The sequence below is a fragment of the Halomonas sp. MCCC 1A11062 genome (genome assembly GCF_021404355.1).
Classification (GTDB): Bacteria; Pseudomonadota; Gammaproteobacteria; order Pseudomonadales; family Halomonadaceae; genus Halomonas; species Halomonas aerodenitrificans.
Genome location: NZ_JABFTW010000002.1, coordinates 88,974 through 111,393 on the forward strand (window position 1 = coordinate 88,974; position 22,420 = coordinate 111,393).

The 22,420-nt window shown below is 64.5% G+C and carries 18 protein-coding genes and 1 pseudogene; 12 read left to right on the forward strand and 7 right to left on the reverse strand.

Translation table 11 applies throughout. The features are described from left to right. Positions 1-597: a LemA family protein gene (locus HOP58_RS02925; protein ID WP_010627340.1), complete on the reverse strand. Its 597-nt coding sequence runs from the start codon at positions 595-597 to the stop codon at positions 1-3. Between the two features lie 264 nt (positions 598-861). Between HOP58_RS02925 and HOP58_RS02930 the strand changes: the two are divergent. The 5 genes and pseudogenes from HOP58_RS02930 to HOP58_RS02950 all read left to right on the forward strand — a co-directional run. Continuing rightward, a pseudogene (locus HOP58_RS02930) lies at positions 862-1,421 on the forward strand (DUF1538 domain-containing protein); the annotation flags it as partial. Positions 1,422-1,589: 168 nt separating this feature from the next. After that, a complete protein-coding gene (locus HOP58_RS02935; protein ID WP_346657450.1) occupies positions 1,590-2,282 on the forward strand; it encodes a DUF1538 domain-containing protein in 693 nt (230 codons plus the stop codon). Continuing rightward, positions 2,279-2,629: a transcriptional regulator gene (locus HOP58_RS02940; RefSeq protein ID WP_234253880.1), complete on the forward strand. Its 351-nt coding sequence runs from the start codon at positions 2,279-2,281 to the stop codon at positions 2,627-2,629. Before HOP58_RS02935 ends, HOP58_RS02940 begins: the two co-directional genes overlap by 4 nt. Before the next feature lie 25 nt (positions 2,630-2,654). Continuing rightward, positions 2,655-3,041 carry a CBS domain-containing protein gene (locus HOP58_RS02945; RefSeq protein WP_234253879.1) on the forward strand — a complete coding sequence of 129 codons (387 nt, stop codon included), beginning with the start codon at positions 2,655-2,657 and terminating at the stop codon, positions 3,039-3,041. Positions 3,042-3,060: 19 nt separating this feature from the next. Further along, entirely contained in the window at positions 3,061-3,348 is a 288-nt protein-coding gene (locus HOP58_RS02950; RefSeq protein WP_234259493.1) for a hypothetical protein, read from the forward strand. Positions 3,349-3,597: 249 nt separating this feature from the next. Here the strand turns inward: HOP58_RS02950 and pepN are convergent, their stop codons facing one another. The 4 genes from pepN to HOP58_RS02970 all read right to left on the reverse strand — a co-directional run bounded on the left by pepN (position 3,598) and on the right by HOP58_RS02970 (position 7,904). After that, positions 3,598-6,231: an aminopeptidase N gene (gene pepN, locus HOP58_RS02955; RefSeq protein WP_234259494.1), complete on the reverse strand. Its 2,634-nt coding sequence runs from the start codon at positions 6,229-6,231 to the stop codon at positions 3,598-3,600. A gap of 72 nt (positions 6,232-6,303) precedes the next feature. Beyond that, positions 6,304-6,708 (reverse strand): YbaN family protein, encoded by a 405-nt coding sequence (locus HOP58_RS02960; protein ID WP_234259495.1) that lies wholly within the window; start codon positions 6,706-6,708, stop codon positions 6,304-6,306. Positions 6,709-6,873: 165 nt separating this feature from the next. Continuing rightward, positions 6,874-7,359, reverse strand: coding sequence for a YajQ family cyclic di-GMP-binding protein (locus HOP58_RS02965; RefSeq protein WP_234253876.1), 486 nt, complete (start codon positions 7,357-7,359; stop codon positions 6,874-6,876). Between the two features lie 62 nt (positions 7,360-7,421). Further along, a complete protein-coding gene (locus tag HOP58_RS02970; protein WP_234259496.1) occupies positions 7,422-7,904 on the reverse strand; it encodes a GNAT family N-acetyltransferase in 483 nt (160 codons plus the stop codon). A gap of 192 nt (positions 7,905-8,096) precedes the next feature. Between HOP58_RS02970 and HOP58_RS02975 the strand changes: the two genes are divergently transcribed. The 7 genes from HOP58_RS02975 to HOP58_RS03005 all read left to right on the forward strand — a co-directional run bounded on the left by HOP58_RS02975 (position 8,097) and on the right by HOP58_RS03005 (position 19,656). Then, positions 8,097-9,602, forward strand: coding sequence for a RimK family protein (locus HOP58_RS02975; protein WP_234259497.1), 1,506 nt, complete (start codon positions 8,097-8,099; stop codon positions 9,600-9,602). A gap of 346 nt (positions 9,603-9,948) precedes the next feature. Further along, complete coding sequence (locus HOP58_RS02980; RefSeq protein ID WP_234259498.1) at positions 9,949-11,295, forward strand: UDP-glucose/GDP-mannose dehydrogenase family protein; 1,347 nt, start codon at positions 9,949-9,951, stop codon at positions 11,293-11,295. A gap of 9 nt (positions 11,296-11,304) precedes the next feature. Next, positions 11,305-13,233, forward strand: a complete 1,929-nt coding sequence (locus tag HOP58_RS02985; RefSeq protein ID WP_234259499.1) for a glycosyltransferase — start codon at positions 11,305-11,307, stop codon at positions 13,231-13,233. A 19-nt stretch (positions 13,234-13,252) separates the two neighbouring features. Further along, the gene (locus HOP58_RS02990; RefSeq protein WP_234259500.1) at positions 13,253-14,812 is read left to right on the forward strand and encodes an HlyD family efflux transporter periplasmic adaptor subunit; all 1,560 of its coding nucleotides are present in this window, start codon (positions 13,253-13,255) and stop codon (positions 14,810-14,812) included. Then, positions 14,790-15,689 (forward strand): polysaccharide lyase, encoded by a 900-nt coding sequence (locus HOP58_RS02995; RefSeq protein WP_234259501.1) that lies wholly within the window; start codon positions 14,790-14,792, stop codon positions 15,687-15,689. Before HOP58_RS02990 ends, HOP58_RS02995 begins: the two co-directional genes overlap by 23 nt. A gap of 36 nt (positions 15,690-15,725) precedes the next feature. After that, positions 15,726-16,973, forward strand: coding sequence for an alginate lyase family protein (locus HOP58_RS03000; RefSeq protein WP_234259502.1), 1,248 nt, complete (start codon positions 15,726-15,728; stop codon positions 16,971-16,973). Positions 16,974-17,022: 49 nt separating this feature from the next. Continuing rightward, positions 17,023-19,656: a tetratricopeptide repeat protein gene (locus HOP58_RS03005; protein ID WP_234259503.1), complete on the forward strand. Its 2,634-nt coding sequence runs from the start codon at positions 17,023-17,025 to the stop codon at positions 19,654-19,656. 129 nt (positions 19,657-19,785) lie between these two features. On the opposite strand, the gene HOP58_RS03010 is transcribed toward HOP58_RS03005, so the two are convergent. Both HOP58_RS03010 and HOP58_RS03015 read right to left on the reverse strand, forming a co-directional pair. Then, the gene (locus HOP58_RS03010; RefSeq protein WP_234259504.1) at positions 19,786-21,081 is read right to left on the reverse strand and encodes an adenylosuccinate synthase; all 1,296 of its coding nucleotides are present in this window, start codon (positions 21,079-21,081) and stop codon (positions 19,786-19,788) included. 125 nt (positions 21,082-21,206) lie between these two features. Next, positions 21,207-22,382 carry an ATP phosphoribosyltransferase regulatory subunit gene (locus HOP58_RS03015; RefSeq protein WP_010627321.1) on the reverse strand — a complete coding sequence of 392 codons (1,176 nt, stop codon included), beginning with the start codon at positions 22,380-22,382 and terminating at the stop codon, positions 21,207-21,209. Positions 22,383-22,420: the final 38 nt, after the last annotated feature.

The following is a 22,420-nucleotide window of genomic DNA, read 5'->3' on the forward strand; positions in this document are numbered from 1 at the left end:
TCAGAAGCTGATGCGTGGCGCCGCCTGAATCTCGGCGCTGTCGTCGAACTCCAGCAGCGCCGCGTCCTCGCGATGCCCCAACGGGCCGGCCAGCAGCACCGGCGGGAAACTCTGCTTGTAGGTGTTGTACTGCATGACCGCATCGTTGAAAGCCTGGCGGGCAAAGGCCACGCGATTCTCGGTGCTGGTCAAGGTCTCGGAGAGCTGGCGCATGTTGTCCGACGCCTTCAGATCCGGGTAGGCCTCCATCACCACGTTGAGCCGCCCCAGGGCGGCACCCAGGGCCCCTTCGGCACCAGCCAGCTCGGCCATGGCGCCGGGCTCGCCTGGCCTTGCCGCCGCCGACTTCAGCCCGGCAAGCGCAGCATTGCGCGCCTCGGTCACGGCGGTCAGGGTATCGCGCTCGTGGGCCATATAGGCCTTGGCGGTCTCGACCAGGTTGGGAATCAGATCATAACGCCGCTTGAGCTGCACCTCGATTTGGGCAAAGGCGTTCTGGTAGCGGTTCTTCAGCGCCACCAGGCGGTTGTAGATGCTGGCCCCGTAGATCACCAGCAGTGCCAGTACCACCAGAGCGACGATCACTGTCATGTTCATTCGCGTTCTCCTGTCCGCGGCCACCGTGCCCTGTTGATATAGGTCAAGATGGAGCCTGCATTAGCGCCTGCTAACTGTCATGGGCCGATGGTATAGTGTGGCAGCCACCCAGGCCAACCGCCTGATGCATCGCGCCACCAACGCTAGCCGCGACACCATAGCCCAACCGATATTGCCAGGGAGTCGGTCTTGGTAGAGCAATTCAAGGATTTTCTCCACGCATTGGCCCATGCCCTGCGCAACCTGCTGCCGATCATCATCGTGGTGTTGGCATTCCAGGCGCTACTGCTGCGCGAGTGGCCCGAGGGCGGGCTGAGCATGGCGCTGGGGCTGCTGATCGTCGCCCTGGGCGTGGCGCTGTTCCTGCAGGGGCTGGAGCTGAGCATCTTCCCGGTGGGCAAACGGCTCGCCAACCAGTTCGCCCGGCGCGGCTCGATGCCGCTGCTGATGCTGTTCGGTTTCGCCATCGGTTTTTCCGCCGTCATCGCAGAGCCGGCCCTGATCGCCGTGGCCGAGCAGGCCGCCATGATCAGCGAGGGGCGCATCGACGCCTGACGCTGCGCCTGATCGTGGCCAGCTCGGTGGGCCTGGTGATGGCCCTGGGAGTGTTCCGCGTCATTCTCGGCCACCCACTGCACTGGTACATGATCGTCGGCTACGTGATCGTGGTGATGGTGACCTTCTTCGCCCCCGAGGAGATCGTCGGCCTGGCTTACGATTCCGGCGGCGTGACGACCAACATCGTCACCGTACCGCTGATCGCCGCGCTGGGCATCGGTCTGGCCGCCTCGATTCGCGGTCGCAACCCCTTGGTCGACGGCTTCGGCCTGGTGGCCCTGGCGGTGATGGTGCCGATGATCAGCGTGCAGCTCTACGGCATTCTGGTCTACGCCGATCCGGGTACCCTGGCCGGCGGGGCCGAGGTGCTGCGTGCCAAAGCCGACGCCGCCCCACCAGCCGGCTGGGTAACGATGATTCTCGACCTGTTCGGCATGCTGCGCGACGTGCTGCCGATCATTCTGGTGATCCTGTTCTTCCAGTACGCCGTGCTGCGCCACCCGCTGGCCAGCCCGCTCAGGGTGGGCGTCGGTTTCGCCCTGGTCATCGTCGGACTCTACGCCTTCGTGGTCGGCCTCAAGCTCGGCCTGTTCCCCATCGGCCAGAGCATGGCCGCTCAGCTGATCGGCTTCGATACCTGGCTGTGGGTCTATCTGTTCGCCTTCTGTATCGGCTTTGCCACCACCATGGCCGAACCGGCGCTGATTGCCGTGGGCCAGCAGGCCGAGGAGGCTGCCGCCGGCAAGATTCAGGGCAACGTCATTCGCATACTTGTCGCCCTGGGCGTGGCGATCGGCATTACCATCGGCGTGCATCGCATCATCAGCGGCGATTCCATTCACTACTACATCATCGGCGGCTATGTGCTGGTGATCCTGCTCACCGCCCTGGCGCCCCGCTACATCGTGGCGCTGGCCTTCGACCTGGGTGGCGTGACCACCTCCGAGGTGACGGTGCCGCTGGTCACCGCCCTGGGGATCGGCCTGGCCAGCCAGATCGAGGGTCGAAACGTGTTGATCGACGGCTTCGGGCTGATCGCCTTCGCCTCGATCTTTCCTATCGTGACCGTCATGAGCTATGCCATCGTGATGGAGAGAGTGGCAAAGCCGGGAGGCAAGACGAGATGAAGTTTTCGCTGTTGGTCGCCATCGTGCCGGAAGACCTCGAACAGGAGTGTATCGACGCTGCCACCGAGGCCGGCGCGGTGGGCATGACGCTGATGAACGGACGCGGCATCGGCGGCGAACGCAAGAAGACCTTCTTCGGCCTGACCTACGAGGGCAGCCAGAGCATCATGCTGCTGACCCTCGAGAAGGGGTTATCGCTGAGGGTGCTCAAGGCGATACGCCAGGTGCTCAACCCCACCGGCGAGGATTCGCGCGGCCTGGTCATGACGCTGCCGGTGGAACACCTGGGCGGCATCGACATGGCACAGGTCAAACGCTTCGAAGAGCGGCTCAGGCAAGACGTTTGAGCGACTGATTGACGGAGAGAACGAGATGCTGGTCAAGGACATCATGAACCGCGACGTGGTGACGGTATCCCCCTTCGCCACCCTGCGCGACGCGCTGAGTCTGATGAAGCGCCACAACATCAAGAGCCTGGTGGTGGAGCAGCAGGACCCCCACGATGCCTGGGGGTTGATCACCTACACCAATATCCTCAAGACCATCGTCGCCGAGAACGGCGACATCGACCTGATCAACGTCTATGACGTGTGCGCCAAGCCGGCCATCGGTGTCGGTGAGTCGCTGGACGTGCGCCACGTGGCCAGCCTGATGACCGACAGCACGGTCAAGCGGGTACTGGTGCTGGATGACAACAAGTTGCTGGGCCTGGTCACGATGGATGATATCGTAGGCACCGTGCTCGACATGATCGAGTAAGCCGAACACGGATCTGCGCATGCAAGAGTTCTTCTCCTGGCTGGGCGAAACCCTGGGCGAGATCATTCGCTTCGTGGTCGACCTGCTGATCGTCTTCTTCTACAACCTGGGCGCCTCCGCCCGGGGCTTCTTCGATGGCCTGGCCTCAGCGCTGGGCATCCCTGCCACCCTGGTCAGCCTGGCGGTACTGCTGCTGGGGCTGTGGCTGCTCTACCTGGCGCTGCGCGCCCTGTTGCGCCGACGCATCGTCGCCACCCTGATCTGGGCGGTGCTGGGGGTGATGGTGTTGAGCTGGCTGATCTATTAAACCCAGACCAAGACAAAGTGCCGCCCCAGGGGCGGCACTATTTGATACCGGGAAAGGCGGAATTTCCGTAGCGAGCGAAGATAGGCTGGCCGCCGCCGGAGCGCAGCTGCCGGAGTGTAGCCCGCTACATGAGGACAGCGACGGTCCGACGCCTCGGCACCGCCGGCGGCCAGGATGGCTAGGTTCGTTCCCGACGAACCAACGCACTTCCCACATCCATGTGGGTCGTCGAGCGCAGTAGGAAATTACTCAGGCAAGAGCCTTTTCGATCACCTCATAAACATTCGGCGAAAGCTTCTCGGCGCGGATGCGTTCGAGTTCGCCCTTCATCAGCGCCTGACGCGACTCGTCGAAGCGGTGCCAGCGGGTCAGCGGCGTGACCAGTCGCGCGGCGATCTCCGGATTGAGCCGGTTGAGTTCGATCACCACGTCGCTCAACAGCCGGTAGCCCTCACCATCGGCACGGTGGAAGTTGATGCGGTTCTGGTTGGCGAAGGCACCGACCAGGGCGCGCACCTTGTTGGGGTTCTTCAGCGAGAAGGCGGGATGAGCCATCAGGTGCTTGACCCGATCGAGGGCATCCGGCTGGGGCCGGGTGACCTGAATGGTGAACCACTGATCCATCACCAACGAATCATGTGCCCACTTTTCGCCGAAGGTGCGCAGCGCGGGGGTGGCCAGATCGTCACGGCTGCTGTGGGTCAGCAGCGTCAGCGCATGGCGCACGTCGGTCATGTTGTGGTCGGCCTCGAACTGTCGGCGCGCCAGCTCGATGGCCTGTTCGTCCTCGATGGCCATGAGATAGGAGAGGGCTACGTTCTTCAGGCTGCGCTGGGCGATCTGTTCGGGCTCCGGCGCATAGGGCGCATCGCTCACGTTCTCCTCGTAGAGGCGCAGGAAGTCGTCGCGCAGGGTGGCCGCCAGTGACTGCTTGACGAAGTCACGCGCGGCGTGGATCGCCTCGACATCTACCAGCGGTTGCTGCTCCGCAATGTAGGCTTCGCTCGGCAGCGTCAGCATCTCGGCCAGCACCGCCTTGTCGTCGCCACCTCGCTCGAGCAGGGCACGGAAGGCCTCGACCACCCGCGGGTCCATGACCTTTTCCACGCCATTACGATGGGCGGCGATGAGGTCGTCCAGCGCCAGCATCGCCAGGCGCTGCCCTGCGTCCCAGCGGTTGAAGCCGTCCGAATCGTTGGCCAGCAGGAAAGCCAGATCCTCGCGGGCATAGGGAAAGCGCAGTTGCACCGGCGCCGAGAAGCCGCGCAGCAAGGAAGGTATCGGAGCCTCGGAGACGTCGGTGAAGACGTAGGTCTGCTCCTCTTCACGCAGATGGATAACGCCATCGCTGCCGAGCGACTCGCCGTTCAGCATCAAGGGCAGGTCGCGGCCGGTCTTGGTGCCCACCAAGCCCATGCGAATGGGAATGTGCAGCGGCTGCTTTTCCGACTGCCCCGGGGTCGCCGGCGTGCGCTGGCGCAGTGTCAGGTGATACTCGGCGTGGGCGTAGTCGTACTCGCCATAGGCATCGATCTCAGGCGTACCGGCCTGGGAGTACCAGTGCATGAACTGGGAGAGATCCTGCCCCGAGGCCTCGGCCATGCAGGCGACGAAGTCCTCGATGGTCACGGCCTGGCCGTCGAAGCGTTCGAAGTAGAGGTCACTGCCGCGGCGGAAGGCTTCCCAACCCACCAGGTTGCACAGCATGCGCACCACCTCGGCACCTTTCTCGTAGATGGTCAGGGTGTAGAAATTGCCGATCTCGATGTAGTGGTCGGGACGCACCGGGTGCGACGTGGGGCCGGCATCCTCGGCGAACTGGGCGGTGCGGAAGAAGGCCACGTCCTCGATGCGCTTGACCGGCGCCGAATTGACGTCGGCGGAGAAGCACTGATCGCGAAAGACGGTGAATCCCTCCTTCAGCGAGAGCTGGAACCAGTCGCGGCAGGTGACGCGGTTGCCCGACCAGTTGTGGAAGTATTCATGGGCGACGATGCCCTCGACGCGCTGGAAGGTGGCGTCGGTGGCGGTATGCGGGTGAGTCAGCACCGCCGCCGAGTTGAAGATGTTGAGCCCCTTGTTCTCCATGGCGCCCATGTTGAAGTCGTTGACCGCGACGATCATGAACAGATCGAGATCGTATTCGCGTCCGTAGGTCTCCTCGTCCCACTGCATGGAACGCTTGAGCGAGGCCATGGCGTGGTCGGTCTTGCCCAGGTTCTCCTCCTCGACCCAGATCTGCAGGGTGACCTCTCGCCCGCTCATGGTCGTGAAGCGATCCTCGACTTTCTGCAGGTCACCGGCCACCAGCGCAAACAGGTAGCTGGGCTTGGGGAAGGGGTCGTCCCAGGTGACGAAGTGGCGCCCACCGGGCAGCTCGCCCCGCTCCACCGGATTGCCGTTGGAGAGCAGCACCGGCAGGCTCCCTCGATCGCCGATCACCGTGGTGGAGAAGGTAGCCATGACGTCGGGGCGATCCGGGTAGTAGGTGATACGACGGAAGCCCTCGGCCTCACACTGGGTGCAGTACATGCCATTGGAAAGATAGAGGCCTTCGAGCGCCGTGTTCTCCTTGGGCGCGATCTCGACTTCGGTGTCCAGGCGGAAACGCTGGGGCGGACGGTGTACGGTCAGCCCGCTCTCACCGAGCGTGTACTCGTCGCCGGCGAGGGGCTGACCATCGATGGCGATGGACTTCAGGATCAGTTGCTCGCCGTCGAGTTCGAGTGGCTCATCGAGCTCGCACTCAGGGTTGCGCTCCAACTGCAGGCTCGCCTTGACGAGGGTCGCCGCGGGATCGAGCTCGAAGGTCAACCCGACATGGGTCACACGGTAAGCGGGGGGCCGATAGTCGTGGCGATACGTCGGCTTGGGTTCAGACATCGGGAAGACTCCTGTCCATGGTCGGCGCCCATTGTACGGTTGGCGGCTCCCCAACCTCAAAGGCGCATTGCGTCAGCGCCGCACGAAACGCGCCGAGTCGCCGTCCAGCCGAACGGGTTCGGGGCGCGTGGCGATCCACAGCCCCAACAGCGTCAGACCGCTCACCAGCAGCACTTTCAACCACACCGCACTGAGAGTGAAGAGGAGCACCAGGATCGAGAAGGCCAGCATGCCACCGGCAAGCCATTTGGCATGACGAGGAATCGCGCGCTCGCCCTCCCAGGCCACCACGGTGGGACCGAAGCGCGGGTGTTCGCGAATCCACCGGGCGAAGCTCGGCGAACCGCGAGAGGCCGCCCAGACGGCCAGGAGCATGAAACAGGTCGTCGGCATCAGCGGCACGAAGACGCCGATGACCCCGAGTCCAAAGCTGACCCATGCCAGAGCGATATAGAGAGCGCGTCGAAGCGAATGCATGCAGGTAGCTCCAATTCGGCGTTGCCAGCTCTCCTCATTGAAGCGCATCTCGGCAGTGCGAGCCAATCGGCCATCCCTATGGCCGCATTAGAAAAAAGAAAGCCCGCCCGGAGGCGAGCCGTCACTATGCACTAAGGACTAGCTCGAAGGACTAGCTCGAAGGGCTCAGTCGCGGAAATTGTCGAACTGAAGTGCCAGGTCGGGGCCGCCCTCGCCGCGCAGCATGGCGATCACGTCCTGCAGATCGTCACGCTTCTTGCCGGTGACGCGCACCTTCTCGCCCTGAATCTGGGCCTGTACCTTGAGCTTGCTGTCCTTGATGCGCTTGACGATGTCCTTGGCCTCCTTCTGCTCCAGCCCCTGCTTGAGCTTGACCTCCTGGCGGGCGCGCACGCCGGAAAGCTCGGGCTCCTGCACGTCCATGCAGCGCGCATCGATGCCACGGGCAATGAGGCGGTTGCGCAAGACGTCGAGCATCTGCTTGAGCTGGAAATCGACCTCGGCCTCGAGCAGCACCGTGTCGCCGTTCAACTCGAAGCTGGCCTTTACGCCCTTGAAGTCGAAGCGGCTCTGGACCTCGCGATTGGCCTGATCCACCGCGTTGCTGGCTTCGTGCTTGTCGTATTCGGAAACGATATCGAAAGAAGGCATGGCTTTTCCCTGTTTGCCCGGTACGCCGCAAAGTCTACCAGCCCCACGCGTCCCCTGCGCGTCTAGGAGGCTTCTTCAACCGGATCTTCGGCTGCGATGAGCGACTTGCCCATCTGCCAGCCGGCGCAGCCATCCTCGTAATAATCGTCGAGCCAGCGCTCCAGGCGAAACCCCATGCGGCGGTACAACCCCAGCGCGATACGGTTGTCGGCTCTTACCTCGAGCCCCAGGGCATCGGCCCCCTGAGCCACGGCCAGGCGCTCCAGCGCCTCGAGCAGGCGACGCCCCAAGCCGCTACCTCGCGCTTCCGGGTGGATGCAGAAGGAGTAGAGCCGGGCCCGCCGGCTGCCGCGACGAAACAGCAAAGTGCCGTAGCCCAGCAGCCGCCCCTCTTCCGTTACGGCAAGCAGAGTCTCGGCATGAGCGCGATTCAGCAGGTGCCAAAGCTGCCGACGACTGAAGCGGTCGCCGCTGAAGGCCAGCTGTTCCAGGCGATAGAGTGCGTCCAGATCCTGAGGACGGGCCTGACGCAACGTAACGCTCATCGAACTCTCCGCAACGGGCTGCAATCATCATGTGTCGTAGGCACACGATAGGGGTCCCGACACTGCTGTTGGAGAGTCGGGATCATGAAATCATTTCACCAGTCGATACGCTTGTCGACAGGAAGTTGCAACGGCATGCTGGCGGCATCTGGCAGCACCCTGCCGTCGTCTTCAACCGAAAGGAACTCACCCATGTGCCCCTTGCGAATCGTCGTCGACCGACAGGAAGACTGGCAGCCCTACTACCCCTCCGAGGATCTGATCAGCGCTGACGACTTTCTCGCCCTGGACCGCCGTCATCGCAGTGCCGCCGATCAGGATCGCAGCACCCATGTGATCAATCTGTGCGGCGAACTCGACTACCTGGGTACCGGTTACTACGTCTCGCTGCTCGCCCAGGCCCGCGGACAGCGGGTCCTGCCAAGCGTCGAGACCCTAAACGAGTTGTCACGCAAGGCGCTGGTCGATCTGCAATTGGATACCTTGGCCCCGCTGTTGAGTGAACTGGCCCGCCAGGGCCGCCTTGCCGGCGACAGCGTGACGCTGCGGGTGCTGTTCGGCGAATGCCTCGAACCCGAGCTGGGGCGTCTCGCCCGCAAGCTCTTCGAGCGCCTGCCCTGTCCGCTGCTCGAGGCACGCCTGGTGCGGCGCCACGACCTGTGGCGCCTGGCCCGCCTCAAGCCGGTGGCGCTGCGCGATCTCAACGTCGACGAGCAGGACCTGTTCGCCTCAGCGCTGAACCGCCACTCGCGCAAGGTATGGCGTACTCCCAAGGCGCGCCGCCGCTATCGCTTCGATCTTGCCATCCTGGTCGACCCCAAGGAGGCCATGCCACCCAGCAACACCAGTGCTCTGAAGGCCTTCATTCGCGCCGGCCGCAAGCTGGGCATCGATGTCTCGCTGATCACCCGGCGCGATGCCGGCCGGCTGGCGGAATTCGACGGACTCTTCATCCGCGAGACCACCGCGCTGGACCATCACACCTACCGCATGGCCCGGCTCGCCGAACATGAGGGGTTAGTGGTGATCGACTCGCCGCGGGATATCCTGCGCTGCACTAACAAGGTCTACCTGCACGCTCTGCTTCGGGCGCGGGGGGTGCCGGCGCCCGAGGGTATCCTGCTCAAGCGCCGCGACCGACGCCCCCTGGCCGAGCGCTTCGCCGGCATGAGCTTTCCCATGGTGCTGAAGATTCCCGACGGCTCCTTCTCCCGCGGTGTGGTCAAGGTCGAATCGCTGGAGCAGCTCGAGCGCGAGAGCAAGCGGCTGTTCGATGACTCCGCCCTGCTGCTGCTGCAGGAGTGGCTGCCCACGGAGTACGACTGGCGTATCGGCGTGCTGGACGGCCAGGTGCTGTTCGCAAGCCGCTATTACATGGCCCGCGGTCATTGGCAGATCTACGACCACTCGGGAGCACGCGTGAAGAGCGGCGGTTTCACTACTCACGACCCGTCCGAGGTGCCACTTGCGGTCATCAAGGCGGCCTTGAAAGCCACTCGCCTGATAGGTAGTGGGCTCTATGGCGTCGACATCAAGCAGGCAGGAGAGCGGGTCGTGGTCATCGAGGTCAACGACAACCCCAACGTGGATGCAGGCATCGAGGATGCTCTGCTCGGGCGCCAGCTCTACGAGCGGATCATGGCCGTCTTCCTGGCACGCATGGAAGCCCGGGTAGCGGCCAGATCGGCCAGCGAGTAGGACTTACTCAAAAAAACAAATTCCATCAATAGATTACTCGAACACCATCTAACCTTGTCGCTGTTAGGAGACAGATCAAGCCCTTGATCTACAAGGCTCAGTGAACTTTGCGCCTGAGACGTCTCCTAATGGCGACACAACAGCACCATCACTTCTGATAACAATTCTTTATCTTCACGCCAGCCCTCTGATTGGGAAGATTTTTTTCCAGTTGGCGTGGATGTTGCCTGCCGTAGGGCACGCTAGCGAAGAAAACCCAGCCCTGTACGCCGTTAGCGTCGGTGAATGCCGGCGCGATGGCGTTGATTGGATGAACGGGGCATTACTGCAAGGAGCGATGACGATCATGAAAATCACCATCTTCGGATCAGGCTATGTGGGACTGGTCACCGGCGCCTGCTTGGCCGATGTCGGCCACCAGGTCATGTGCGTGGATGTCGACCATGACAAGGTGGAACGGCTGAATGCTGGCGAAATCCCCATCTACGAGCCCGGCCTGGAAGATCTGATCGGCAAGAACAAGGCTGCCGGCCGTATCGAGTTCACCACCGATGCCGCCAAAGCGGTCGAATTCGGTCTGTTGCAGTTCATCGCCGTGGGCACCCCCTCCGACGAGGATGGCAGCGCTGATCTCAAGTACGTGTTGAAAGTCGCCGAAACCATCGGTCAGCACATGAATGACTACAAGGTCGTCGTCGACAAGTCGACCGTGCCGGTAGGCACGGCCAGCAAGGTGGAACGCACCATCGCCGCCGAGCTCGAGAAGCGCGGCGCGAGCCTAGAATTCGACGTCTGCTCCAATCCGGAATTCCTCAAGGAAGGTGCCGCCATCGAAGACTTCTCGCGCGGCTCGCGCATCGTCGTCGGCACCGATTCGGAACGCGTCAAGCAGGCCATGCTGGAGTGTTATGGCCCTTATAACCGTCAGCGCGACAAGATGATGTTCATGGGCGTGCGCAGCGCCGAGCTGACCAAGTACGCCGCCAACGCCATGCTGGCGACCAAGATCAGCTTCATCAACGAAGTCGCCAACCTCGCCGAGCGCCTTGGCGCCGACGTCGAGGAAGTTCGCCATGGCATCGGCTCCGACCCACGCATCGGCTACAGCTTCATCTACCCCGGCTGCGGCTACGGTGGCTCCTGCTTCCCCAAGGACGTCAAGGCTCTGGCCCACACCGCCGAGGAGATCGGTCATCCGGCCGAGATGATCAAGGCAGTGGAGCGGGTCAATGCGCGACAGAAGAACAAGCTGTTCGAGAAGCTCTGCCAGGCCTTCGACGGCCAGCTTGCCGGCAAGACCATCGCCATCTGGGGGCTGGCCTTCAAACCCAATACCGACGACATGCGCGAGGCGCCCAGCCGCGCGCTGATGGAAGCGCTGTGGGACGCCGGCGCGCGTGTCCAGGCCTACGACCCGGAAGCCTCCGACGAGTGTCGCCGTATCTATGGCGAGCGCGATGACCTGGTGCTGGCCGAACGTCGCGACGACACCCTGGAGGGCGCCCATGCACTGGTGATCTGCACCGAATGGAAGGCCTTCCGCACCATCGACTTCGCCGAGCTGCACGACAAGCTCGAGGAGCCGGTGCTGGTCGATGGTCGCAACCTTTTCCAACCCGATACCGTCAAGCGAGCCGGGCTCGCCTATTACGGTATCGGTCGAGGCGACTCCGTACGACCCGTGCTGGCGTGAGGAGCTGCAATGTCCTCTACTCCCCGCGACCACACCGTCGCCAGCCGAATCACGGAGCTGACTACCTTCGTGTTCGGCATGGCGCTGCTGATCCTGATCGTCAGCGAGCTGCCGACGGATGTGTTTTCGCCCGAGTCGCAGAACTTCTTCTTCGTCATCGGGACGATTGCCATCTGGCGGTACTCCTGGTGGGCAGTGCAGGCAATCCGCTCGGTCTGGTACAACCGGGTGATCTTCCCGCGCATGCGGGCCGAGGCCGATGCGGTGGACGAGCACGAAAAGCCTCCGGAGCTTTTCGTGCTGTGCACCTCGTTCCGCATCGAGGCTCGGGTCAACTTCCAGGTCTATGATGCCCTGGTCAGGGAAGCTCACGCCTACGGCGTGCCGACGACGATCTTCGCCTCCGTCTCGGACCGTACCGACGTGGATGTCATCACCCACGTCATGGACGAGCACGGCTGGCCGCAGAACGTCGAAGTGCGCTACATGTTCCAGAAGGGGGACGGCAAGCGCTCGGCCATGGCCGAGGTGCTGCGGGCGATCTCCCGGCGCCTGCCGGCGCCGGGATCGCTGCTGATCTCGATGGATGGCGATATCCGGCTCGAGCCGGGAACGCTGTCCCGTTCGCTCTCCTTCTTCGCGGCACAGGACGACCTGGGGGCACTGACTACCAACAACCGTGCCGAGGTCACCGGTAACGACGCCACCCGCGAGTGGTATGACCTGCGCTATGCGCAGCGCCACCTGATGATGAGTTCGATGTCGGTATCGCGTCGGCTGCTGGTGCTTACCGGCCGCTACAGCGTATTCCGCGCCGACCTGGCGACCCAGCCCGACTTCATCGAGCTGATCGAGAGCGACCACGTCGACCATTGGCGCTTCGGCAACTTCAAGTTCCTTTCGGGGGACGACAAGTCGTCCTGGTATTGGCTGCTGAAGAACGGCTGGCGCATGCTCTACATTCCCGACGTCTACGTGACGGGATTCGAGGAACTGCCCGATCGGCGGCGTTTTTTTGCCTCGACCACCGACCTGATGCGTCGCTGGTACGGCAACATGCTGCGCACCAGTAACCGCGCCATTGCGCTGGGGCCTCGCCCGATGGGCATGTTCACCTGGTGGAGCCTGGTCGATCAGCGCCTCTCCATGTGGACGACGCTGGTGGGGCCCACTGTGGTGACCCTGGTATCGCTGTTCATCAGGCCCTCGTTCTTCTTCGCCTATGTGCTGTGGATCCTGATGACCCGCGGCATTGCCACTCTGATCCTTGCCTGGCAGCGCGGGCGCTTCAGCCTGCTGTGGATCCCGCTGATCTATTACAACCAGGTGTGGGGTGCGATGCTGAAGACCTATGTCAGCTTCCGCTTCAACCGTCAGAAGTGGTCGCGCCAGGGCATTTCGGCGGGCGAGCCGGACGATCCAGTAGCGGCCCGCAGGCAACGCCGAATGGGCCACCTGCTGCATGGCTTTGCCTACGGCGTGCTGCTGTTCGTGCTGATCCTGTCGACCGGTGTGATGGCCCCACCCGACCGCACGTCGCTGCATATCGCCCGGGACCAGACCTGGGAGCGCAATCAACAGCCGGAGAGGCTCGACCGCTGGATCGCCGCCGCCATGGCCGATAACAGAACGAGTGAAGCGGTGCAGCTCCCGCCAGGACACTTCCGCTTGGAAGGCGATCTGATCGACACCCTGCAGCAAAGCGCCCGACCGAGCGACAGGCAGATCCAAGGCAATCGCCGCACCACGCTGGCGATATCGCCCACCTTGGCGGAACTGATGCAGGGACCCGATGGCGAGCCGATCCAGGATGCCGTGCAGTGCACCGTGGATGCGTCCTGCCAACTGGCTCTCGATGAACACAACCTGACCCTCGTCAACGTAAGACTCAGGGTCGAGCCCGCCGCCCAAACGGAAGTAGCGGCGACTCAACCCTGACGCAAGGAGCGACCTACGGATGACTGATCATTTTTCCAACGACGACCCCAAGCGACACGAGCCTACCCTCGGTGGGAATCGCGCAAGGAGGCAACCCGATGCTGCCGCCGAGCCGGGCGGCGTCGATCACGACAGCGCACGCTTGACTCGTGGCGACCGCCTGCAGCACGAACGGCGCGACGAGCGCGGCTACATTCGCGTTACCCTGCCCTTTCGCGTCGACCTGGGCGACAGCGATACGGAGCTGAGTGGCAACGACGTCTCCCTGGGCGGCTTTTCCGCCCACAGCCGGCGCGATTTTCAGCCCGGCGAGCGCATCTCCGCCTCGCTGCTGATGATGGCAGGCGCCACCGAGCTGATCGTCCCACTGAAGGCGGAGTGTTTGCGCACCACGCCCGCTGAGCGCGGCGAGGGTTACGACGTCAGCTTCGAGATTACCGAGATCGAGCCGCAGCACCGCGAATTGCTACGCCAGATCATCCGCAGCGCCCTCAGCGGCCGCTCGCCCAATGTCGAAGGATTGATTGGTGGCGAAGACCCGCAGACGCCCCGCAAGCGCCAGGCGTCCAGAGCGCTACCGCCGGCACGGCCGCCCAAGCCCATGGGGCGCTACATCCTGTTGTTTGCCGCCATCGGCGTGCTGGTCCTGGTAGGCGCCGCAACCGCCTACCGCAACTTCATGCTGATCGAGCCCAGCTTCGCCGCCGTGACGGCACCGCGCATCGACATTCGCGCTCCCAGCCCGGGCATTCTCGGCGAACATGAACTGGTGGCCGGCGACCAGGTCGAGCGCGACCAGCTGTTGACCAACGTGATCAATAGCGACCTGGAATCCGACCTGATCCTTGCCGAGGCGGCGCTGGACTACAACAACCGGCTGCTCGACAACCTGCGCGAGCACATCGAAGGCGGCATGCAGGAAGTCAGCCTGGCCAACTCGGCCCAGCCGGCCAGCGGCGACACGATGACCTTCGAGTCCGTCTCGCCGGAGATCGCGCAGGCGCGTATCGACCAGTTCGAAACGGTGCGCGACTACGAGAGCTCGCGTATCGCCGCCCTCGAAGCCCGCATGGCCAGCAACGACATCTACAGCCCCTGCGACTGCCTGGTGGCATGGGCGCTGAGCAGTGCCGACGGGGTCTACATCAACGAAAGCGAACGGATCATGACGCTGATCCGTACCGACGAGGACGACGTGCTGGTCGAGGCGCTGGTCCACATGAACGACATCAGTCGTATCGACCCCGACCAGCAGGCCTACGTCACCCTGGCCAATGCCAACCAGCCCATTCGCGCCCGAGTGCGCAACGTCGCGCTGGACGTCGAGCGCCAACCGCGCGCCGGGTTCCCCAGTTGGGTGCGACAGCAGCAGAACGTAGCCAGCGTGCTGCTGGTACCGGAGGAGCCGCTGCCGGCCGAGAGCGTCGGCCAGCCGGTGGACGTGCGCTTTACCGAAGCCCCGCTGCTGGGTGCCGCCTCGGAGCGAATCTGGCAGGGCGTACGCTCGGTCATCCAGTTCGGCGACGATATCTACCGCGCAGCCATGGAGGACAACGATGAAGTTACCGACGACAGCTAAGGAACGCGGTTCCGTCGGCATGCATTCCAGCCTGCTGCTGGGATGCCTGACCCTGCTACCGGTCGCGGTCGGCCACGCTGATGAGGGCGCAGAGGCCCTCGTTGACATTCCACAGGAGATAGCCTGCTCGCAGCGCTACACGGCAATGGAGACGCCGCGGCCACGCCAGGCGGCGAATGCCACAGCTGCGGACGGCCATGCCGCCGTGCGCCAGAACTTTCATACCACGCGCCACTGGGGCACCGACGAGAACGTCGAGCGGCTGGGCGCCGGACAGACCGGCATCGGCGAACCCGGCCTACGCGTACACTACCCCGCCGGCACCTCATCGCCGGGAGAAGAGCCCCGCGGTGGCGCCGGTTTCTACAGCGATCCGCCCTCTCTGCAGGGGGCCGACCGTGCCTGCCTGAGCTATATGGTCCGCTTTCCTGCCGATTTCGACTTCGTTCGCGGTGGCAAGCTGCCGGGGCTGTATGGCGGTGAAGCCCCCTCGGGCGGGGAAGAGGTCGACGGCGTGAACGGTTTCTCGATGCGCCTGATGTGGCGCGAGGAGGGCGAAGGCGAACTCTACCCCTATGTGGTCGGCTTCGAGGGCGCTTCGATCGGGCGCGGCTTCTGGCATTTTCCCCTTGGCCAATGGGTGACCGTCGAGCAGGAGGTCGTACTCAACGATCCCGGCCAGGAGAATGGCGTTGCCAGGCTGTGGGTCGACGGTCGCCCCGTGCTGGAGCACCAGAACGTGGTGTTTCGCACTACGCCCGACCTCACCGTCGACGGCCTGATGTTCTCGACCTTCTTCGGTGGCACCGGCGAAGGGTGGCGCACGCCCCGCGATCAATACGTCGACTTTGCCGCGTTCCGTTTCTACACCCCCTGACACCCACGTTCGAGCGCCAATGGAGCGACGCCGATCATGCCCCTTGCCGTAGTAAAAGGACTTATTCGAAACCCGCTGCTGCCGTTGCTGCCTGTCGCCCTGCTGGCGATGAGCGGCACCGCGGTAACGGCCGACACCCTCTCGCGAGAGGAGCGCATGGAACTCGACCTCTCCGAGTATCGCGTCAATGACACCGATGCCAGCTACTTCGACGTCGAGGCGCGCAAGGCCCTGCTGAGCGAGACCCGCAATCCGCTGCTGTTGCAGGTCGAGGAAGAAGCGGGGCTGGGAATCAGCTGTCGCCAGAAGCTGAACTACGAGCCGATCACCACTCGTGGCGGCATACCGGGCTTCTATCCCAGCCCCGACGAGTGGGAGCTCGCCACCGAGCCGCTGTTCGCCTTCGAAGACAGCGTCTCGGAGTTGGCCGGGGCATTCGTTGCCACCGGCGACACCTTCTATGCCGACTGCCTGGTGAAATATCTGTACGGCTGGGCCGACGCCAAGGCGCTGACTACCTTCCGCTATGACTCGCTGGAACCCCAGGCGTGGTTCGCCTCGGAGTCGATGCTGTTCGCCGCGGCCATGGCCTACTCCGTCGTGCGCCCCTACGTGGAAGGGTTCGAGGAGGAGCGGGCAGAAGTGGAGCGATGGCTGCACGGGCTCGCCCTGCAGCACTCGGCGATACCCGGGGAACCGCAAGAGAGCTGTTGCAACAACCACTTCTACCGCCGCGCGCTCTACGCCAGCATGGTCGGCGTGCTGGTAGAGGATGACGACTTGTTCCGCTTCGGCGTCAGCGCCATCTATTCCGCGCTGCACGACATGACCGAAAGCGGCGCGCTGCCCCTCGAGGTGGGCCGCGGCCGGCGCGCCATCCACTATCAGAACTACGCCCTCAACTATCTGATCACCAACATGCAGGTGATTCATCGCCAGGGCTACGACATCTTCGATCTGGAATACGAGGGTAGCACCATCCACGAAGCCGTCGACTATCTGTTCGTGATTCTGGACGACCCGGCGGCGTTGGAAGACTACGCGCCGCTCGAGCAGTTCATGGGTTTCCTGCGTGACCCCCAGTACTTCACCTGGATGGATGTCTACCTGGCCCACTACGAGCACGAACCGATGGCCGACTTCGTGACCCGAGTACGCCCCACCTATAACCGCAGTGCGGGCGGCTTCATCACCCTCTACTTCATGGCCCCCGATGCTCAGGAGCACATCTACATGGACGAGGAGCGCCGCAGCACCGAAGCGTTCCGCGGCTTGGGGAATTGAAACGGAGCCAACTGCTACACGATACGACGACACATAGAGAGGGGAACACATGGAACGAATAGCGAACAGGACTCGACTCATCCCCTCGCTGCGATTCACCGCAGCGATAACCCTGTCGGCCTGGCTGGCCGGCTGCGCCGTGACGCAGGGGACACCGGGCGGCGAGCATGCCGGCCCCGTACCCGCCGAATATGCGGCCTGGTTCGAGGTCGATATCGAAGCCCCTATGGATGGCTACGACTGGGATCGCATCAATGCCGCCCAGGATACCATCGAGCAGGGGCGCTACGACGAGGCCATCGAACAGCTGCAGCCGCTCATGGAGATGGGCTTTCCGCCCGCCTATTACGAAATGGGCAAGCTCTACGACCGCGGCCAGGGCGTCGAGGTCGACCGGGTCGAGGCCGCCCGGCTCTACGGCAAGGCCATCGAGCGGCCCTCGCCGATCCACGGCCATGCCTCGTTGAACCTGGGCCGCCTCTACCTCGAAGGCCGAGGCGTGGAGCGTAACGACTTACTCGCCTACTACCTGCTGTGGCAAGCCAAGGAGGCCGATCTCGACCGCAATGCCGAAGTGCTGCTGGCCCGCCTGCTGGCCGAAGGCGGCGAAGGCGTCGAGGCCGACCCCGAGCTGGCCCACCGGCTCTACAGCGAAGCGGCTGCGCGCGGAGAGCCTGAGGCCCTCGAGGCCCTGGCAGAAGCCCATGCCCCCGGCGGCTGGCTGGAAGAGGATCCGGCCCGCTCGATGGACTACGCCCAGCGCTACGCCGACATACTCGAAAGCGAGGCGGCCCAGGGCGAGGTCAACGCCATGTTGCAGCTGGCGTCGTTGCATAGCGAAGACGGACTGCTCGGCGACCAGCCCGATCAGCGTATCCACTGGTTGCAGCAGGCGGCCCAGGCCGGCGATCTCGATGCACTGGCCCGAGCCGGACGCGACCTGACCCGGGATGGGAATCGCCAGCAGGGTCTCGAGCTGCTGGAAGATGCGGCAAGCCAAGGCAGCGTCGATGCCATGACTCATCTCGGCCAGGCGCTGCTCGAGCCCGAAGCCGGCAATCCCGAACCGGTGCGCGCCGAGCGCTGGCTGCGCGAGGCGATCGAGGCCGGCTCGATCGATGCCCGAGTGATCCTGGGACGCGCCCTGGTGGAAGGCCAGGCCGGGCTCAACGACCTGCCCCGCGGCATGGGCCTGCTCGAGCAGGCCGCCGAGCAGGATCATCCGCTGGCGTTGGCACAGCTGGGCTCGCTCTACCTGAACGACGAGCGGATTGCCGGCCAGCCCTACATTGCCGTCGACTATCTCGAACGCAGCCATGAGCTCGGCCACCCCTGGGCCACCGAGCAGCTCGGCGGCGCCCTGCTCGAGGGGCGCGGCACGGCACCGGATCCCACTCGCGCCGAGGAGCTGCTGGAGCAGGCCGCCGAGCGCGGCCAGAGCGGTGCCATGCGCATACTGGGCGCCGCCTATCTCGCCGGCGAGGTGCTGCCGTATGACCCTGTCAGGGGGCGAGAGCTTCTCGAGCACGCCGCCCAGGCCGGCGACACCACAGCGCTGACCCAGCTCGGCGAAGCCTATCTGGATGGCAGCCTGGAAGGCGACCCCCGCGAAGGTATCCGACTGGTGGGTCAGGCCGCCCATGAGGGCGATGCCTATGCCATGGTGGTACTGGGCCGTGCCTATCGCCATGGCGACGGCGTGGAGCGCGATCTCGCCGAGGCCAATCGCTGGCTCACTCGCGCTCAGGAGGCGGGCCATGAGTCCGCCGACGACGCTCTGACCTATGTCCAGCGCGACCTGGGTGCCCAAGGCGATATCCAGGCCCTCGTGGCAGCGGCGGAAGACGGCCACCCCGGTGCCATGGCCGACCTTGGCCGTGCCTTCCTCAACGGTGAAGGCGTCGAACGCGATCAGAGCCAGGCGGAATACTGGTTGGGGCAGGCGCATCAGGCCGGCCATGCCGGCGCCGCCGCAAGCCTCGGCCGCCTGTACATGGATAGGGGTGACGACGCGACAGCCATCGAGTACCTGGAAGCCGCCGTGGCCCGTGGCCACACCGGCGCGCGAGCCAATCTGGGGGAGGCCTACCTGGCCGGCAACCATGTGGAGCAAGACGTCGACCGCGGGCTGGAGCTGCTGCAGCAGGCCGCCGATGCGGGCATGCCGAACGCCGCTTTCGCGTTGGGTGAGGCCTATCAGCACGGCGACGGCGTCGAGCAGAACGCCGAGGAAGCGGAGCGCTGGTATCAGCAGGCCGTCGACGCTGGCGCCGACTATGCAAGTGCCGGCCTGGGCCTCGCCCTGATGCGCGGCGACGGCGCCATTGCGCAGGACGTCGAGCGCGGCCATGAGCTACTGCTCGCCGCCGCCGAGCAGGGCCATCCCGGCGCTCAGGCCTCCCTCGGCCGTGAGTATCTGCGCGGGGTGAACGTGGACCGTGACCCGGAGCGAGGCGCCGACTACCTCTACGAAGCTGCCAGCCAAGGGCACCACAGTGCCCGCCTGGCCCTGGCCGAGGCCTATCTCACCTCCCGTGGCCTGCAGGCCAACCAGGAGCAGGCTCTGCTGTGGCTGGACAATGTCTTCGAAAGCGAAGGTCAGCTCGCCGTGGAAACGCTGCGCCAGCTGCTCTCCGACGAGGAGGCCATCGCTGCCGCCGGCGACGTGGAAATAGCAGAATGAACCGCTGACTCGTCAGCGAGCCGGCGCATCAGGCTCGCTGGCACTCGCCGCGGCGGCGCTTCGCGTAACGAACGAGGCCGGCGACTTGGCCGGCCTCGAATCGTTACTGCGTATACCGCACTGTCACGGTCAAGCGTCGAAGGGGTTGCGCAGCACGATGGTCTCGTTACGGTCGGGACCGGTCGAGACAATGTCGATGGAGGTACCCACCTTCTCCTCGAGGTAGCTGATGTAGGCGCGTGCATTGGCCGGCAAGTCCTCGATGCGCTTGGCCCCCAGGGTCGACTCGCTCCAGCCCGGCAGGTCCTCGTAGACCGGCTCCACCGCTTCGTAGCCCTCGGAGTCGACAGGGTTCTCCATTACCTCGCCATCCTTGCTGCGATAGCCGACACAGACGCGGATATTCTCCAGGCCGTCGAGCACGTCGAGCTTGGTCAGGCAGATGCCGGAAACGGAGTTGATCTGTACCGCATGGCGCAGGGCCACGGCGTCGAACCAGCCACAGCGGCGCGGGCGCCCGGTGGTGGCGCCGAACTCGTGGCCACGTTCGGCCAGATGGCGGCCGTGCTCGTCGAACAGCTCGGTGGGGAACGGGCCGGAGCCGACTCGCGTAGTGTAGGCCTTGGTGATGCCGAGCACGTAATCGAGATAGAGCGGGCCGACGCCGGAACCGGTAGCGGTGCCGCCGGCGGTGGTATTGGAGCTGGTAACGAAGGGATAGGTGCCGTGGTCGATATCGAGCAGCGAACCCTGAGCCCCTTCGAACAGGATGTTCTCACCGGCGCGACGCAGCTCGTGGACCAGACCCACGGTATCGCAGACCATGGGACGCAGCTCTTCGGCCATCTCCATGGCCTCGTCGAGGATCTGCTGGAAGTCCACGGCTTTCTCGCCGTGATAGTTGACCAGCACGAAGTTGTGATAGTCGAGCACCTCACCGAGCTTGGACGCGAAACGCTCGCGGTGCAGCATATCGCCCAGCCTCAGGCCACGGCGCGCCACCTTGTCCTCGTAGGCGGGGCCGATGCCGCGACCGGTAGTGCCGATCTTGGCCACGCCACGGGCCTTCTCACGAGCCAGGTCGAGGCGCACGTGATACGGCAGGATCAGCGGACACGCCGGCGACAGGCGCAGCCGCTCACGCACGGGTACCCCTTTCGCCTCGAGCTCGCGGATCTCCTTGATCAGGGCCTCGGGCGACAGCACCACGCCGTTCCCGATGACGCAGGTCTTGTCCTGGCGCAGGATGCCGGAGGGTATCAGGTGCAGTACGGTTTTCTCGCCGTCGATGACCAGGGTATGACCAGCGTTATGACCACCCTGGAAACGTACCACCGCCGAGGCGGATTCAGTCAACAGGTCGACAACCTTGCCCTTGCCTTCATCACCCCACTGGGTGCCCAGCACGACTACATTCTTGCCCATTGTGTCTCGTCTCTCGTGTCAGCGCCGCGTAAGTGCGCGTCGATGATCCGGCCCGCGGGCCGCGCTCGTGATCCGGCCCGCATGCCGGTGTCGTCCAAATCTGGCCTCGGCCACCGCGCCCAGGCCTAGAGTGCCTCCGTCTGCCAGCGCCCGTCGACCAGGCTCAGACGGCGGCTGCAGCGATGCACCTCGGGAGATGTCGTCTGCCCCGGCAGCGCCTGTACCACCCGCTGCCCGCCGTCGCGCAGCGCGGCAATCGCCTCGCTCAGCCCCTCTCCAGAGGCCGGCGCCCAGATGCCGTCGCAGGCCGGCTCGCTCTGCACCAGGGTAGCGAGCAGCTTGAGATCCATCGAGAAGCCGGTGGCGGGTCGGGCACGGCCGAAGGCGCGACCCGTATCGTCGTAACGCCCGCCTTTGGCCAGGGCCTGACCGTATCCCGGCACGAAGGCCGCAAACATCATGCCGGTGTGATACTGATAGCCACGCAGCTCGGCCAGGTCGAAGTATATCTCGACCTCGGGATGCTCCTCGATCACGCCCTGATGCAGCGCACGCAGCTGAGCCAGCGCTTCGGCCACCGCCGCAGGGGCGCCGGCGAATGCCTCACGCGCGGACTCCAGCACTTCGGCACCGCCATGCAGCCGCCCCAGCGCACGGAACATCTCTGCCAGCGCCGGGTCGGGTACGCTGACCTCGACCTGCTCGGCCAGGGCACCGGGCGACTTGAGTTCCAGCGCTTCGAACAACGCCCGCTCGCGGTCGTGATCCAGTGCTGCTGCCTGTACCAGGCTACGATAGATGCCGATGTGCCCCAGCGCCAAGTGCAGCTCGGCGGCCCCGGCCGCCTTGAGGCTCTGCAGCGCCAGGCGCAGGATCTCGAGGTCGGCTTCCAGGCCTGCGTGGCCGAACAACTCGACGCCGACCTGCACCGGGCTGCGTCCGCCCTGATACTGGTCGGCCTTGGCACGCAGCACGTTGGTGCAGTAGCACAAACGCGCCGGCCCCTGGTGGCGCATGGAGTGCGCATCCATGCGCGCCACTTGGGGCGTCACGTCGGCGCTCACGCCCATCAGGCGGCCGGTGAGCTGGTCGGTCAGCTTGAAGGTCTGCAGGTCCAGGTCGGTACCGGTACCGGTCAACAGTGAGTCGAGAAACTCCACCGGTGGCGGCATGACCTGGTCGTATCCCCAGCGGTAATAGAGATCGAGCAGCGTGCGGCGCAGCTCCTCCATGCGGCTCGCCTGGGGCGGCAGCACCTCATCCATGCCGTCGGGCAGCAGCCAGCGGTCAGCGATGGTCATATGGTCAATCCTGCAAGACGATTGGGCGGGGCGAAAAG